Source organism: Gallibacterium salpingitidis (genome assembly GCF_001678495.1).
GTDB lineage: Bacteria > Pseudomonadota > Gammaproteobacteria > Enterobacterales > Pasteurellaceae > Gallibacterium > Gallibacterium salpingitidis.
This window is the reverse complement of the sequence record NZ_JTJL01000016.1, coordinates 64,864-80,648: the sequence shown is the minus strand read 5'-3', so window position 1 is coordinate 80,648 and position 15,785 is coordinate 64,864. Positions and strand designations below refer to the sequence as shown.

General features: G+C 38.5%; 11 protein-coding genes. 2 read left to right on the top strand and 9 right to left on the bottom strand.

Translation table 11 applies throughout. The annotated features are described in order from the left end of the window. Window positions 1-63: 63 nt before the first annotated feature. A complete protein-coding gene (gene cysS / locus QS62_RS04935) occupies window positions 64-1,443 on the bottom strand; it encodes a cysteine--tRNA ligase (protein ID WP_066106777.1) in 1,380 nt (459 codons plus the stop codon). Between the two features lie 118 nt (window positions 1,444-1,561). Between cysS and QS62_RS04930 the strand changes: the two genes are divergently transcribed. Continuing rightward, window positions 1,562-2,071, top strand: coding sequence for a peptidylprolyl isomerase (locus QS62_RS04930; RefSeq protein ID WP_066106773.1), 510 nt, complete (start codon window positions 1,562-1,564; stop codon window positions 2,069-2,071). Between the two features lie 45 nt (window positions 2,072-2,116). Here QS62_RS04930 and QS62_RS04925 read toward each other — a convergent pair whose 3' ends face one another. Together QS62_RS04925 and zapB are read right to left on the bottom strand one after the other, a co-directional pair. Then, the gene (locus QS62_RS04925; protein WP_066106770.1) at window positions 2,117-3,034 is read right to left on the bottom strand and encodes a DMT family transporter; all 918 of its coding nucleotides are present in this window, start codon (window positions 3,032-3,034) and stop codon (window positions 2,117-2,119) included. 215 nt (window positions 3,035-3,249) lie between these two features. Then, the gene (gene zapB / locus QS62_RS04920) at window positions 3,250-3,489 is read right to left on the bottom strand and encodes a cell division protein ZapB (protein WP_066106768.1); all 240 of its coding nucleotides are present in this window, start codon (window positions 3,487-3,489) and stop codon (window positions 3,250-3,252) included. Between the two features lie 169 nt (window positions 3,490-3,658). Between zapB and glpX the strand changes: the two genes are divergently transcribed. Next, window positions 3,659-4,675: a class II fructose-bisphosphatase gene (gene glpX, locus QS62_RS04915; protein WP_066106765.1), complete on the top strand. Its 1,017-nt coding sequence runs from the start codon at window positions 3,659-3,661 to the stop codon at window positions 4,673-4,675. 98 nt (window positions 4,676-4,773) lie between these two features. Here glpX and rpoC read toward each other — a convergent pair whose 3' ends face one another. The 6 genes from rpoC to rplK all read right to left on the bottom strand — a co-directional run bounded on the left by rpoC (window position 4,774) and on the right by rplK (window position 15,689). Then, window positions 4,774-9,003: a DNA-directed RNA polymerase subunit beta' gene (gene rpoC, locus QS62_RS04910; protein ID WP_066106762.1), complete on the bottom strand. Its 4,230-nt coding sequence runs from the start codon at window positions 9,001-9,003 to the stop codon at window positions 4,774-4,776. Between the two features lie 75 nt (window positions 9,004-9,078). Next, the gene (gene rpoB / locus QS62_RS04905) at window positions 9,079-13,116 is read right to left on the bottom strand and encodes a DNA-directed RNA polymerase subunit beta (protein ID WP_066106889.1); all 4,038 of its coding nucleotides are present in this window, start codon (window positions 13,114-13,116) and stop codon (window positions 9,079-9,081) included. Window positions 13,117-13,367: 251 nt separating this feature from the next. Next, a complete protein-coding gene (gene rplL / locus QS62_RS04900) occupies window positions 13,368-13,739 on the bottom strand; it encodes a 50S ribosomal protein L7/L12 (RefSeq protein ID WP_066106759.1) in 372 nt (123 codons plus the stop codon). 52 nt (window positions 13,740-13,791) lie between these two features. After that, window positions 13,792-14,289: a 50S ribosomal protein L10 gene (gene rplJ, locus QS62_RS04895; protein WP_065234235.1), complete on the bottom strand. Its 498-nt coding sequence runs from the start codon at window positions 14,287-14,289 to the stop codon at window positions 13,792-13,794. 278 nt (window positions 14,290-14,567) lie between these two features. After that, complete coding sequence (gene rplA / locus QS62_RS04890) at window positions 14,568-15,257, bottom strand: 50S ribosomal protein L1 (RefSeq protein WP_066106756.1); 690 nt, start codon at window positions 15,255-15,257, stop codon at window positions 14,568-14,570. 3 nt (window positions 15,258-15,260) lie between these two features. Further along, window positions 15,261-15,689 carry a 50S ribosomal protein L11 gene (gene rplK / locus QS62_RS04885; RefSeq protein WP_066106753.1) on the bottom strand — a complete coding sequence of 143 codons (429 nt, stop codon included), beginning with the start codon at window positions 15,687-15,689 and terminating at the stop codon, window positions 15,261-15,263. Between the last annotated feature and the right edge of the window lie 96 nt (window positions 15,690-15,785).

The window sequence follows — 15,785 nt, the reverse complement described above, 5'->3', positions numbered from 1 at the left end:
ATCAAAAAAGAAAGCCAATAGTCCTAGCTATTGGCTCTCCTCCGATTAATCTTTCATATTACATTACGCCTTACGCCAGGTGGTGCCATTAGCACCATCTTCAATTACCACACCCATCTCTTTTAATTTATCGCGAGCGGCATCTGCTGCAGCCCAATCTTTATTGGCTCGTGCTTGATTACGTTGTTGGATTAAAGCTTCAATAACTTGAGTTTCATCATCGTCTAACCCCGCTTGTAAAAAGGTTTCAGGATCTTGATATAACAAACCTAATACACTCGCTAATTCACGCATTCTGGCAGCGAAACCATTGGCAATTGGATTATCTTCCGCTTTTAGTTTATTGAGCTCTCTTGCCATATCAAACAGTACTGATAACGCACCCGGCGTATTAAAATCATCATCCATCGCTGCTTTAAAGGCTTCAACAAAGTTCTCGCCACCAGCAGCTTCGGCATTAGCATCTGTACCACGTAATGCGGTATATAAACGTTCTAACGCTGAATGAGCTAACTTCAGATTTTCTTCACTATAATTTAATTGACTACGATAATGGGCTGTTAATAGAAAATAACGTACACTTTCTGCATCATAATGTTGCAATACATCACGAATGGTAAAGAAGTTGCCTAGTGATTTGGACATCTTCTCTTTATCCACCATAATCATGCCTGAATGCAGCCAATAATTGACATATTCACCGCCATGCGCACAGCACGATTGAGCAATCTCATTTTCATGATGAGGGAACATTAAGTCTGAGCCACCACCATGAATATCAAAATGTTCCCCTAATTGCTTGCAGTTCATTGCTGAACATTCGATATGCCAACCAGGACGACCTGCACCCCATGGTGATTGCCAGCTTGGTTCATTTTCTTTCGACATTTTCCAAAGTACGAAATCCATCGGATTTTTCTTGATGCCATTAATTTCAACTCTAGCGCCCGCTTGTAACTGGCTTAAATCTTGACGAGATAAAGCGCCATACGCTTTAAATGAATCCACATCAAACATTACATCACCATTGTCAGCGACATAAGCATGACCGTTATTAATTAACTTTTCCACTAAAGCAATAATCTCTGGAATATGGTGTGTTGCACGTGGTTCAAAATCAGGACGTTGAATATTTAATGCATCAAAATCCTTATACATTTCCGCAACCATGCGATCCACTAACTGTTCGCAGGTTTCTTTATTTTCTAATGCACGTTTAATAATTTTATCGTCCACATCAGTAATATTACGTACATAAGTAAGCTGATAGCCTAAATAACGCAAATAACGTGCAATAACATCAAAACTAACAAAGGTTCTTCCATGTCCAATATGGCAAAGATCATAAACGGTCACACCGCACACATACATTCCGACTTGATTTGGATGAATAGGGGTAAAAATCTCTTTCTCTCGTTTTAATGTATTGAAAACCTTTAACATATTAATGACCTTTATATAAATAATTGAACACTTTCGTTCGATTTCACAAAAATAGACCACTTTTACATTTTGTGGAATAATAGCGCGGTTTTTGACAACGCTATTTAAGGAAGAGCTAATGATAATACTACACACTAATTTTGGCGATATTAAAATCGCATTAAATTTTGAAAAAGCGCCAATTACCGCAGAAAACTTTCTAAATTACTGCAAAGAAGGTTTTTATAACAACACGATTTTCCACCGCGTTATTGATGGTTTTATGATTCAAGGCGGCGGAATGGAAGTGGGAATGAAAGAAAAAGCCACTAAAGCTCCAATTCGTAATGAAGCCAACAATAGATTAAGCAATAAACGCGGCACTATTTCTATGGCTCGTACATCTGATCCACATTCTGCTTCAGCACAATTCTTTATCAATGTTGCTGATAACACCTTCTTGGATTATCGTGCAAAAGAGATGTTCGGACGTGAAGTAGTACAAGAATGGGGTTATGCTGTTTTTGGTGAAGTGGTTGAAGGCATGGATGTAGTAGATAAAATTCGTGGCGTAAAAACGACTAGCAAAGGTTACCACGATGATGTTCCAGTAGAAGACGTAATTATTCAATCTGTTACTGTCGCATAAAACAAAAATTATCCTAGATAGCATCATATCTAGGATAATTTCCCATTACCTTTTCTTGATAAAACGATAGCCAGCTGACGAAAAAAACGAACCAAACACAACCACACCAGCGCCAATATAACTTAATAAATTCAAATTAGGATAACTAAAGTTATGCGGCAATAACCAAGCAAAAATAAACGAAAACAAAATCGTCACAATCGGAATCAACGGCATAATCATACTGATTTTAGAAATATCCCAACGGTTTAATGCTTCTGCATAACAGCCATACGCTAAAATGGTGCCAATACAGGCATAAAACAGAAATAATAGCGTAATCGGTGCTAGATGAAGTAATTGAGCAGGTTTTGCTACAGGCAAAAACACCAAAGTACAACCTAAATACATCGCAAATAAAATCTGTTGAGAAGTAAAATTTCTTAGTAGAAATTTTTGCGCAACAGCATATACAACCCAAACAATACTTGAGCTGACGCAAAAGAAAATACCTAATGAAAAGCTATTAACGTGTGAAAAATCAGCAAAACGATCATTAAAAAATAACGCCAGTCCGATCAATAAAATGGTTAAACCGATTTTCTGATGAATTAACAATTTTTCTTTAAAAATAAAGATGCCACAAATCAACATAAAGAAAGAAGATAGTGGACTTAATACTTGGCTTACTGTGGCTGGGATATATTTCAGCGTCAAATTATAGAGTAAAAAATTCGCAGATAAACCAATGATTCCTAAAAGGATTAAGATTATATGTTGACGTTTTAGTTGTGCTAAAAACGCTCGCTTTTTCCCCATAAATAGAATCAAGTAAGCACCTATTGCCGCAACAAAGAAGCGACACCAAACAACTGTTTGGTTATCTATATAGGGCAAGACTGGTTGTAAAATAATTGGCAAAGTACCCCACATTAGCACCGCAATTAACACCAAAATAAAACCAATGACAGGTTGTTGTTTCATACTCGTTATCCCATACTATCTCAACAACAAATAGATCTTTATCTTAAATTCTTATCTACTCTAGAAAATAGAACCAAATCTGACTATTGCATAATCAGATTTGGTTCTAACTTCTTTATGTTTTCTCTATATGCCACATTGCTAAATAGAGAAAAGTAAACCCACTTTATCTGTTAACCATAATAAAGTGGGTTTCCAATCATAGCGATAATGAATTAAACGTTTTCAATTTGTCCAATTAATGAACGTAAACGCTCTTGCCAACGTTGTTGTTCTTCTTTTAATTGTGCATTTTCTGCATTCAGTTGAGATTTTTCTGCTTGAAGAGCTTGGTTAGCTTGTTCCACATTGGCTTTTTGTTCTTTTAACTCTTCAATTTCTAATTGGAGAAGTTGGATAGTTTCTACAGCTTGTTTAATCTTCGCTTCAAGTTGATCTAAAATTTCTAAAGACATTGTTATTATTCCTCATTAGTTGTCCAATACATCAGGATGGCTAACATTCTATCCTAGATAAGATTCCATTTCATCTAAATTAAAAAAATCTTCAATAAATTAGTTAAGCAATCGTTTGCCAAATGCTAGAATTAAGCGGTTTTGATCATTGTTAGGGTAAGGAAAAATTATGAAAAGAGCATTGGCAATCGAATTTTCTCGAGTAACAGAAGCAGCAGCATTAGCTGGATTCTCTTGGTTAGGGCGAGGTGATAAAAATGCCGCTGATGCAGCCGCAGTAAAAGCGATGCGTACTATGCTGAATCAGATTGAAATGAATGGTGAAATTGTCATTGGTGAAGGTGAAATAGACGAAGCACCAATGTTGTATATCGGTGAAAAACTTGGTAAAGGCGTCAGTGAAGAACCAATCGCTATTGCAGTAGATCCAATCGAAGGTACTCGTATGGTGGCAATGGGGCAAGCCAATGCAATTGCAGTATTAGCCGCAGGTGGTCCAAATACCTTCTTGCGTGCGCCTGATATGTATATGGAAAAATTAGTAGTTGGTCCAGAAGTCAAGGGCATGGTCGATCTCAATTTACCTTTAGAACAAAATTTACGTCGTGTTGCTTCTAAAATGGGTAAATTGCTCTCTCAACTTACCGTTGTCACCTTAGATAAGCCTCGACACAAAGATGTTATCACCAGAATGCAACAACTTGGGGTTAAGGTGTTAGCTATTCCAGATGGAGATGTTGCTGCTGCGTTACTATGCTGTTTACCTGATACTGGGGTAGATATGATGTATTGTATTGGTGGTGCTCCTGAAGGTGTAGTCGCTGCAGCAGGTATTCGCGCGTTAGGTGGTGAAATGCAAGCACGTTTATTAACTCGCGAAGTCGTAAAAGGTGATAGCGAAGAAAATCGCGCATTTGCAGAGAGTGAACGTCGTCGTTGTCAAGAAATGGGGGTGGAGATTAACAAAGTGTTGTTATTAGATGAATTAGTTCGCGATGACAACTTAGTCTTTTCCGCAACCGGTATTACACATGGCGATCTATTAAAAGGTGTTCATCGTAAAGGTGATATTGCAACTACTGAAACCTTATTGATTCGTGGTCGTTCTCGTACAATTCGTCGCATTCAATCTTTCCATTATTTAGATCGTAAAGATCCTGAAATCTATCGTTTAATCAATCAATAATGTTGATATTTCATTAAATCATCACCGCAATAAATGCAAAAAAACACCGAGTCCTGCTGACTCGGTATTTTGTATTGCTATTTTACGACAGCAAAATCTTATTCTGCTTCATTCATATTCAACATTTCTGCTAAGTTCGCTACTGCTTCCTCAGCACTGATTGTTGGCTCTTCAACAACTGCTGCATTCGCATTCATTGCTGCTGCATGGCGTTTTTTCGCTCTGCTTTGGTGATAAGCAAAACCTGTACCAGCAGGAATTAAGCGACCTACGATTACGTTTTCTTTCAAGCCACGTAATTCATCTTGTTTTCCAGCAACCGCTGCTTCAGTAAGCACACGTGTTGTTTCTTGGAATGATGCCGCAGAAATAAATGATTCTGTCGCCAATGAAGCTTTAGTAATACCGAGTAATTCACGTTCAAATTCAACTAACGGTTTACCTTCTGCTGCACGTTTACGGTTAACAACTTTCACGCGCGCAACTTCAACTTGTTCACCTTCAAGGAATTCTGAATCATACGCATTGGTAATCACGCATTTACGTAACATTTGACGTACGATAACTTCAATGTGTTTATCATTGATTTTTACCCCTTGTAAGCGGTAAACATCTTGTACTTCATTCACGATATACTCAGTTACTGCACGTACGCCACGTAAGCGAAGGATATCATGCGGAGATTCTGGACCATCAGAAATAATATCACCGCGTTGTACCATTTCACCTTCAAATACGTTGAGTTGACGCCATTTTGGAATCATTTCTTCGTATGCTTCACCTTCACTTGGAGTAATTACTAAACGGCGTTTACCTTTAGTTTCTTTACCAAATGAAACGATACCAGAAATCTCTGCCAAAATTGCAGGCTCTTTTGGTTTACGCGCTTCAAATAAATCTGCAACACGTGGTAAACCACCGGTAATATCTTTAGTACCTGATGATTCTTGTGGAATACGTGCTAAAGAATCCCCGATATTAACTTCTGCATTATCGTCTAAAGTAACAATTGCTTTACCAGGTAAGAAGTATTGTGCTGGCACTTCTGTTCCTGGAATTAAAATATCGTTACCGTTAGCATCAACAAGTTTCAATGCTGGACGTAAATCTTTACCTGCAGTCGCACGTTCACCAACATCTTGTACCACGATTGATGAAAGACCTGTTAATTCATCAGTTTGACGAGTAACAGTTAAACCATCAATAATATCGACAAATTTCACAAAACCTTTTGCTTCAGAAACAACTGGCATTGTATGTGGATCCCAGTTCGCTACAGTTTCACCTGCAGTTACATCATCGCCATTAGCTTTATTTAAAATAGAACCATATGGCAATTTATAGTGCTCTTTAGTACGACCAAAAGTATCAATCACAGTCAACTCAGTATTACGAGAAGTAATTACAAGTTTACCGTCTTGGTTAGTTACGAATTTCGCATTAGTTAAACGAATAGTACCAGTATTCTTCACTTGAACACTTGATTCTTTCGCAGCTGCAGACGCCGCACCACCGATGTGGAATGTACGCATGGTTAACTGTGTACCTGGCTCACCGATTGATTGCGCTGCAATAACCCCGATTGCTTCACCTTGGTTAATTAAGTGTCCGCGTGCAAGGTCACGACCATAACATTTCGCACACACACCAAAATCAGTATCACAAGTTACAACTGAACGTACTTTGATGCTATCAACAGAGTGTTTATCAATCACTTCACACCATTTTTCATCTAATAGTGTATTACGTGGAATCAACACTTCTTCTGTACCTGGATTTAATACATCTTCTGCAGTTACACGTCCTAATACTAACTCTCTCAAGCTGACTTTTTCATCACCACCTTCAATTAATGGTGTCATCACGATACCTTCGTGTGTACCACAGTCATCTTCTACCACTACAAGGTCTTGTGCTACGTCAACTAAACGACGAGTCAAATAACCTGAGTTCGCTGTTTTCAACGCGGTATCCGCCAAACCTTTACGTGCACCATGGGTTGAAATAAAGTATTGAAGAACGTTTAGACCTTCGCGGAAGTTTGCTGTAATAGGAGTTTCAATGATCGAACCATCTGGACGAGCCATCAAACCACGCATACCAGCAAGCTGACGAATCTGTGCTGCAGAACCACGCGCCCCTGAATCAGCCATCATAAAGATGCTGTTAAATGAGCTTTGTTTTTCGAGTTCGCCGTTACGATTTACCACTTCTTCAGTAGAAAGGTTTTCCATCATCGCTTTCGCAACACGTTCATTCGCTGCTGCCCAAATATCGATAACTTTGTTATAACGTTCGCCAGCGGTTACTAAACCAGAGTTAAATTGTTCTTGAATTTCTGCTACTTCTTCTTCTGCTGAAGAAATAATTTCATATTTCTTCTCTGGAATCACCATATCATCAATACCAACTGATGAACCAGAACGTGCAGCATAAGCAAAACCAGTGTACATAATTTGGTCAGCAAAGATAACGCTGTCTTTCATTCCCAAACGACGATAGCTTTCGTTAATTAAACGAGAAATCGCTTTCTTACCTAAAGTTTGGTTGAATAGACTAAATGGCATACCTTTAGGTGCAATCATCCATAAAATCGCACGACCAACAGTCGTATCAGTTAAAGTGGTTTTCGCTTCAAATTCACCTTGTGCATTTTTCTCATATTCAGTAATACGTACTTTCACACGAGAGTGAAGTTCAGCTTGACCAGTACGATATGCTTTTTCAGCTTCACGTGGATCTTGTAACAACATTCCTTCGCCTTTACCGTTAACTTTTTCACGAGTCATATAGTAAAGACCTAATACCACGTCTTGAGATGGTACGATAATCGGATCACCGTTTGCTGGTGATAAAATGTTGTTGGTTGACATCATTAATGCACGAGCTTCTAATTGTGCTTCTAATGTCAATGGCACGTGAACCGCCATTTGGTCACCATCGAAGTCCGCGTTGAACGCCGCACAAACTAATGGATGCAATTGGATCGCTTTACCTTCGATTAAGATCGGTTCAAATGCTTGAATACCTAAACGGTGAAGTGTCGGTGCACGGTTAAGCAGAATTGGATGTTCACGAATAACTTCTGCCAAAATATCCCATACGATTGCATCTTCACGTTCAACCATTTTCTTCGCCGCTTTAATGGTTGATGCCAAACCACGACTTTCTAATTTTGCATAGATAAATGGACGGAATAATTCCAATGCCATTTTCTTCGGTAAACCACATTGATGTAAGCGTAAGTATGGACCTACGGTAATTACAGAACGACCTGAATAGTCAACACGTTTACCTAATAAGTTTTGACGGAAACGACCTTGTTTACCTTTGATCATATCCGCTAATGATTTTAATGGACGTTTATTTGAACCAGTAATCGCACGACCACGACGACCATTATCTAATAACGCATCTACAGATTCTTGTAACATACGTTTTTCATTACGCACAATAATATCTGGCGCAATTAAGTCTAAAAGACGTTTTAAACGATTGTTACGGTTGATCACACGACGATAAAGATCATTCAAATCTGATGTCGCAAAACGACCACCATCAAGTGGTACTAATGGACGTAAATCTGGTGGTAATACTGGTAATACAGTTAATACCATCCACTCTGGTTTATTACCAGATTGAATAAATGCTTCTAATAATTTTAAACGCTTAGTGATTTTTTTACGTTTAGTTTCTGAATTAGTTTCTTGTAACTCTTCACGTAATGTTTCACATTGGTGCTCAAGATCCATATCACGAAGTAAAGCTTGGATTGCTTCCGCACCCATTTTCGCTTCAAACTCATCGCCCCAACGCTCTTCTGCGTCTAAGAATTGTTCTTCAGTTAATAATTGACCTTTTTCAAGATCTGTCATACCTGGTTCGATCACAATGTATGATTCAAAATAAAGAACACGCTCAATATCACGTAATGGCATATCTAACAATAGACCGATACGAGATGGTAATGATTTTAAGAACCAAATATGTGCAACAGGAGAGGCTAACTCAATGTGCCCCATACGTTCACGACGTACCTTAGCTTGAGTAACTTCAACACCACATTTTTCACAAATCACGCCACGATGTTTCAAACGTTTATATTTACCACATAAACATTCGTAATCTTTCACTGGTCCGAAAATTCTGGCACAGAATAGACCATCGCGTTCAGGCTTGAAGGTACGATAATTGATAGTTTCTGGTTTTTTCACTTCACCATAAGACCATGAACGAATCATGTCTGGAGAAGCTAGACCAATTTTAATCACATCAAAGTCTTCACGAGATTTTGATTGTGTTTTTAAAAACTTAACTAAGTCTTTCACAGATTTGCTCCCATCGGAGTTAAACTTTATGCAAGTGCGGATTACTCCACACTTGCGCTAATCTTATTGGCTGAATTATTCAGCTTCCTCATCACCCAAATCAATGTTAATACCCAAAGAACGGATTTCTTTAAGTAATACATTAAATGACTCAGGCATACTTGGATCCATCTCATGCGTACCATCAACGATGTTTTTATACATCTTCGTACGACCATTGACGTCATCTGATTTCACAGTCAACATTTCTTGTAAGGTATATGCTGCACCGTATGCTTCTAATGCCCATACTTCCATCTCACCGAAACGTTGACCACCAAATTGAGCCTTACCACCAAGTGGTTGTTGAGTAACAAGACTGTACGAACCAGTTGAACGAGCATGCATCTTGTCATCTACTAAGTGGTTAAGTTTCAACATGTACATATAACCAACGGTTACTGGACGCTCAAATTTTTCCCCAGTACGACCATCATAAAGGGTAATTTGTCCTGATGTTGGCAAGCCTGCTAATTCAAGCAAACCTTTGATTTCTTTTTCTTCCGCACCATCGAATACTGGTGTCGCAAGCGGTAAACCTTTACGTAAGTTTTGCGCTAAACGCATTACTTCTTCATCAGTGAAAGTGCTGAGATCAACTTTCTGACAAGCGTCACCTAAATCATACGCTTTTTGGATATATTCACGTAATTTAGCAACTTCTTGTTTTTCTTTAATCATACGATTAATTTGATCACCGATACCTTTCGCCGCAAAACCTAAGTGGGTTTCAAGGATCTGACCGATGTTCATACGTGATGGTACCCCTAGTGGGTTCAACACGATATCAACTGGTTGGCCGTTTTCGTCATATGGCATATCTTCGATTGGGTTAATTTTTGAAATAACCCCTTTGTTACCGTGACGACCCGCCATTTTATCTCCAGGTTGGATTTGGCGTTTCACCGCAAGATACACTTTAACAACTTTCAATACGCCTGGTGCAAGATCATCACCTTGGATAATCTTGTTACGTTTAATTTCTAACTTACGATCAAACTCTTTACGTAATTCATCTAGCTGTTCAGCAAGCTGTTCTAATTGAGCTTGTTTCTCTTCATCAGCAAGAGATTGCTCAAGCCATTTCATACGATCGAGCTTCTCAAGTTTCTCTTCACTGAAGCCATTTGCTAATAACAATGAACGAACTCGAGTAAATAGACCTGCTTCAAGAATATCTAATTCCGCAGTTAAATCTTTCTTCGCTTGTTTTAACTGCATTTCTTCGATTTCTAGTGCACGTTTATCTTTTTCAACACCATCACGAGTAAATACTTGAACGTCAATAACAGTACCAGAAACACTATTTGGTACACGTAATGAAGAATCTTTTACATCAGAAGCTTTTTCACCAAAGATAGCACGAAGTAATTTTTCTTCTGGGGTTAATTGTGTTTCACCTTTTGGTGTTACTTTACCCACAAGAATATCGCCACCTTTTACTTCTGCACCGATATAAACGATACCTGATTCGTCAAGTTTACTTAACGCTGCTTCCCCAACGTTTGGAATATCAGCGGTAATTTCTTCAGAACCTAATTTGGTGTCACGTGCGATACAAGAAAGCTCTTGAATATGAATAGTTGTGAAACGATCTTCTTGTACAACACGTTCAGAAACTAACATTGAGTCTTCGAAGTTATAACCATTCCATGGCATAAATGCGACACGCATATTTTGACCTAATGCCAACTCACCTAAGTCAGTTGATGGTCCATCTGCCAACACTTCACCACGACCAATCGGTTCACCTAATGACACACATGGTACTTGGTTAATACAAGTGTTTTGGTTAGAACGGGTGTATTTAGTTAAGTTATAAATATCAATACCCGCTTCACCTGGGATAGTTTCATCTTCGTTAACTTTTACTACGATACGAGAAGCATCAATATATTGAACATAACCACCACGTTTCGCAACGACAGTTACCCCAGAGTCAACTGCTACTGCTTTTTCAATACCAGTTCCAACTAATGGTTTATCTGCACGTAATGTAGGCACTGCTTGACGTTGCATGTTTGCCCCCATCAACGCACGGTTAGCATCGTCGTGCTCTAAGAATGGAATCAACGCTGCCGCAACAGATACAACTTGTTGAGTAGAAATATCCATATATTGGATATCTTCTGGACGATATAAACCAGATTCACCATGTTCACCACGTGCAGTAACAAAAGTATCAGTAAAGCGGAAATTCTCATCTAGGTTTGAGTTCGCCTGTGCGATAACATAGTTACCTTCTTCAATTGCAGATAAATACTCAATCTCTTCAGTAACTTGTCCATTAACTACTTTACGATATGGTGTTTCTAAGAAACCATAATCATTGGTACGTGCATATACAGAAAGTGAGTTAATCAAACCGATGTTTGGACCTTCAGGGGTTTCGATTGGACACACACGACCATAGTGTGTAGCGTGAACGTCACGCACTTCGAATCCAGCACGTTCACGAGTTAAACCACCTGGACCTAAAGCAGAAATACGACGTTTATGCGTTACTTCTGACAATGGGTTATTTTGATCCATAAATTGTGATAATTGTGATGAACCAAAGAATTCTTTAACCGCTGCAGAAATTGGTTTTGCATTGATCAAATCTTGTGGTGTTACTGAATCTAAATCACCTAAAGATAAACGCTCTTTTACTGCTCTTTCAACACGAACTAAACCAATACGGAATTGATTTTCTGCCATTTCACCTACTGAACGAATACGACGGTTTCCTAAATGGTCAATATCATCCACTTCACCACGACCATTACGGATATCAATCAATTTCTTCATCACTAAGATGATATCTTCTTTACTAAGAATACCGTTGCCTTCGCCTTCAGGAATATCTAATGAGCGATTAAATTTCATACGACCAACTGCAGAAAGATCATAACGATCTGCAGAGAAGAATAAGTTATCAAATAAACCTTCTGCTGCTTCTTTTGTTGGTGGCTCACCTGGGCGCATCATACGATAAATTTCAACTAATGCGCTAAGACGATCATAAGATGGATCGACACGTAATGTTTCTGAAATGTACGGTCCATGATCAAGATCGTTAGTAAATAATGTTTCAATAGTTGTATAGCCTGCTTGACTTAAATTCGCTAACACTTCAAGACTAAGTTCAGCATTTGCAGGACAAATAACTTCGCCAGTTTCTAAATTGATGTAATCTTTTGCAGAAACTTTTCCTACAATATATTCCGCTGGAACAACAACTTGTGAAATATTATCTCTTTTTAATTGATTAATATGACGAGCAGTAATACGGCGTCCACGCTCAACATAAACTTTACCATTAGCTTCAATATCGAAAGTTGCAGTTTCACCACGCAATCTTTCTGGCACTAATGTCATTAATAATTGATTATCTTTAATTTCAAATACAATTTTGTTGAAGAAAAGGTCTAAGATTTCTTCTGTCGTATAGCCTAAAGCACGTAAGATAATGGTTGCTGGTAATTTACGACGACGGTCAATACGCGCGAAAAGATTATCTTTTGGATCAAATTCAAAATCTAACCATGAACCACGATAAGGGATAATACGTGCATTGTATAAAATTTTACCTGAAGAATGGGTTTTACCTTTATCACTATCAAAGAATACGCCTGGACTACGATGTAATTGTGAAACGATAACACGCTCTGTTCCATTGATCACAAAAGTACCATTATCAGTCATCAATGGGATTTCACCCATATATACATCTTGCTCTTTAATATCTTTAACTGTACCTGGCGCGGCATCTTTGTCATAACTTACAAGACGAAGTTTAACGCGTAGTGGTGCTGCATAAGTCGTACCTCTGATTTGGCACTCTCTTACATCAAATACAGGCTCACCTAACTTGTAATCCACATATTGCAACTCAGTATTTCCGTTATTACTGACGATTGGAAATACTGAACGGAATGCAGCTTCTAAACCTTGCTGACCTTCAGGATCTTTCTGGATAAACTTCTCAAAAGAGTCTAATTGGATAGTTAATAAATAAGGAATATTTAAAACTTGCGGACGTTTGCCGAAGTCTTTACGAATACGTTTTTTTTCGGTATAGGAGTAAACCATAGGTTCCTCTGCTTGCTGTTCAGACCCACAATCCACACACTCTCGCTGTATTATACAAGGTGGCAGTGTAAAATTGATACCGTTAGGATTGTTTTATACTTATAAAACAATAACTTAAATTTAGTCATTTGATGACTTCATTTGATAAAAACTGTGAGTGTTAAACGGTAATTTCTCTCAGTTTCTGAAAGGCACAAAATGGCTGATGATAAAATCACCAGCCATTCTTGCTAAAAATCAAATAATATCAATTATTTAATTTCAACTTGTGCACCAGCTTCTTCTAACTCTTTCTTAAGAGCTTCAGCTTCTGCTTTAGCAACACCTTCTTTTAAGGTTGCTGGAGCTGATTCAACTAAGTCTTTAGCTTCTTTCAAGCCTAAACCTGTTGCACCGCGAACTGCTTTGATTACTGCAACTTTGTTTGCACCAGCTGCTGCTAAGATTACATCAAATTCAGTTTTTTCTTCAGCTGCTGCTGCTTCGCCGCCAGCTGCTACTGCTACTGCAGCTGCTGCCGCAGAAACACCAAATTTTTCTTCCATTGCAGAAATAAGTTCTACAATTTCCATTACTGATTTTTCAGCAATTGCTTCAATGATTTGTTCGTTAGTTAATGACATAACAATCGTTTCCTAAAGTAAGTAAAATTTTTAAACCAATAAACTACTAATATTAAGCAGCTTCTTTTTGATCGCGAATCGCCGCAATAGTACGTACAAGTTTTCCAGCCGCAGCTTCTTTCATTGTACCCATTAAACGTGCAATTGCTTCTTCGTATGTTGGTAGAGTTGCTAAACGATCGATAGCTTTTGCTTCGATGAACTCACCTTCAAAGGCTGCGCCTTTAATTTCGAACTTATCGTTTGCTTTAGCAAATTCTTTGAACAAACGTGCTGCAGCACCTGGATGTTCATTAGAGAATGCGATAAGTGTCGGACCTTTAAACGTATCTTTCATGCATTCAAATGCGGTACCTTCAACGGCACGACGTAATAAAGTATTACGTACAACACGCATATACACGCCAGCTTCACGAGCTGATTTACGTAATTCAGTCATTTTGTCTACTGTTACACCACGAGAATCCGCAGCTACAGCAGATAACGCACCCTTGGCAACTTCGCTTACTTCAGCAACAACTGCTTGTTTATCTTGAAGATTTAATGCCATTGGCTTTTAGCTCCTGAAATACATTTATCTAGTTTTCTAGACATAATAAAACCCAATCTGACAACTTAACAGATGGGGACGAATTTCGGTGCCAGAAGCAGAAAAATTCTTATCTGTACACCATCTACGCAGGATTATTAAGAAATACAACGACCTTAAGTCACTTCCCCTGCGGTCTTGGATGAGGCTTGAATAGGTCAAGCACCAACCAGAATTCTTGCTTATAAAAGTCAAGGTTGTAGATTATAGAGATAACCTACAACATTGTAAAGCCTATATTATAAGCTGTTTTGATCAACTTCTACACCAGCGCCCATAGTAGTAGAAATACTTACTTTCTTAATATAAACGCCTTTTGCAGTAGTTGGTTTTGCTTTATTTAATGCAGCTAATAAAGCTTGTAAGTTTTCTTTGATTTGATCTGCTTCAAAGTTCACTTTACCGATAGTGGTATGGATAATACCGTTTTTATCATTACGGTAACGAACCTGACCAGATTTAGCATTTTTAACTGCTTCAGCCACGTTTGGAGTTACTGTACCAACTTTAGGGTTTGGCATTAAACCACGTGGACCAAGGATTTGACCTAATTGACCAACAACGCGCATTGCATCTGGAGAAGCGATAACAACATCAAAGTCCACTTCGCCTTTTTTCACTTGCTCAGCAAGATCTTCCATACCAACTAAATCAGCACCTGCTGCTTTAGCCGCATCTGCATTTGCACCTTGGGTGAATACAGCAACACGAACTGTACGACCAGTTCCGTGTGGTAATACAGTAGCACCACGTACGTTTTGATCAGATTTACGTGCATCAATACCTAAGTTCACAGCAACATCAACGCTTTCAACGAATTTTGCAGTTGCTAATTCTTTTAACAATGCTACTGCTTCGTTGATTTCATATGCTTTAGTTGAATCTACTTTGGCTTTAATTGCTTTCATGCGTTTGGTTAGTTTTGCCATTGATTAGTCCTCCACTACCAAGCCCATTGAACGTGCAGTACCTTCAATAGATTTCATCTTAGTTTCAATTGTTGCACCAGTCATATCAGCCGCTTTAAGTTCTGCAATTTCGCGGACTTGTTGACGAGTTACTTTACCCACTTTTTCTTTATTTGGTTTACCAGAACCAGATTTGATACCAGCTGCTTTTTTCAATAATACTGCCGCTGGAGGAGTTTTAGTAATGAAAGTAAAAGAACGGTCTGCATATACAGTAATTACAACTGGAATTGGTAAACCTTTTTCGATGCTCTCAGTACGAGCGTTGAATGCTTTACAGAATTCCATGATGTTAACACCTTGTTGACCCAACGCAGGACCAACTGGTGGACTTGGGTTTGCCATACCAGCTGCAACTTGCAACTTAACGTAGGCCTGAACTTTTTTTGCCATAGTTTTATTTCCTCATTATGGGTGATAACGCCTTTCGGCTCCCCGTTGTTTTAAAAGCACGCCATTCTAATGAAAGAAATGGCGTTTTTCAAGAGA

Excerpts from the sequence above, each read along its gene's own strand:
- rpoB (WP_066106889.1), bottom strand. The coding sequence starts at position 13,116 with ATGGTTTACTCCTATACCGAAAAAAAACGTATTCGTAAAGACTTCGGC.
- rplL (WP_066106759.1), bottom strand. The coding sequence starts at position 13,739 with ATGTCATTAACTAACGAACAAATCATTGAAGCAATTGCTGAAAAATCA.
- glpX (WP_066106765.1), top strand. The coding sequence starts at position 3,659 with ATGAAAAGAGCATTGGCAATCGAATTTTCTCGAGTAACAGAAGCAGCA.
- QS62_RS04930 (WP_066106773.1), top strand. The coding sequence starts at position 1,562 with ATGATAATACTACACACTAATTTTGGCGATATTAAAATCGCATTAAAT.
- cysS (WP_066106777.1), bottom strand. The coding sequence starts at position 1,443 with ATGTTAAAGGTTTTCAATACATTAAAACGAGAGAAAGAGATTTTTACC.
- rplK (WP_066106753.1), bottom strand. The coding sequence starts at position 15,689 with ATGGCAAAAAAAGTTCAGGCCTACGTTAAGTTGCAAGTTGCAGCTGGT.
- zapB (WP_066106768.1), bottom strand. The coding sequence starts at position 3,489 with ATGTCTTTAGAAATTTTAGATCAACTTGAAGCGAAGATTAAACAAGCT.
- QS62_RS04925 (WP_066106770.1), bottom strand. The coding sequence starts at position 3,034 with ATGAAACAACAACCTGTCATTGGTTTTATTTTGGTGTTAATTGCGGTG.
- rplJ (WP_065234235.1), bottom strand. The coding sequence starts at position 14,289 with ATGGCATTAAATCTTCAAGATAAACAAGCAGTTGTTGCTGAAGTAAGC.
- rplA (WP_066106756.1), bottom strand. The coding sequence starts at position 15,257 with ATGGCAAAACTAACCAAACGCATGAAAGCAATTAAAGCCAAAGTAGAT.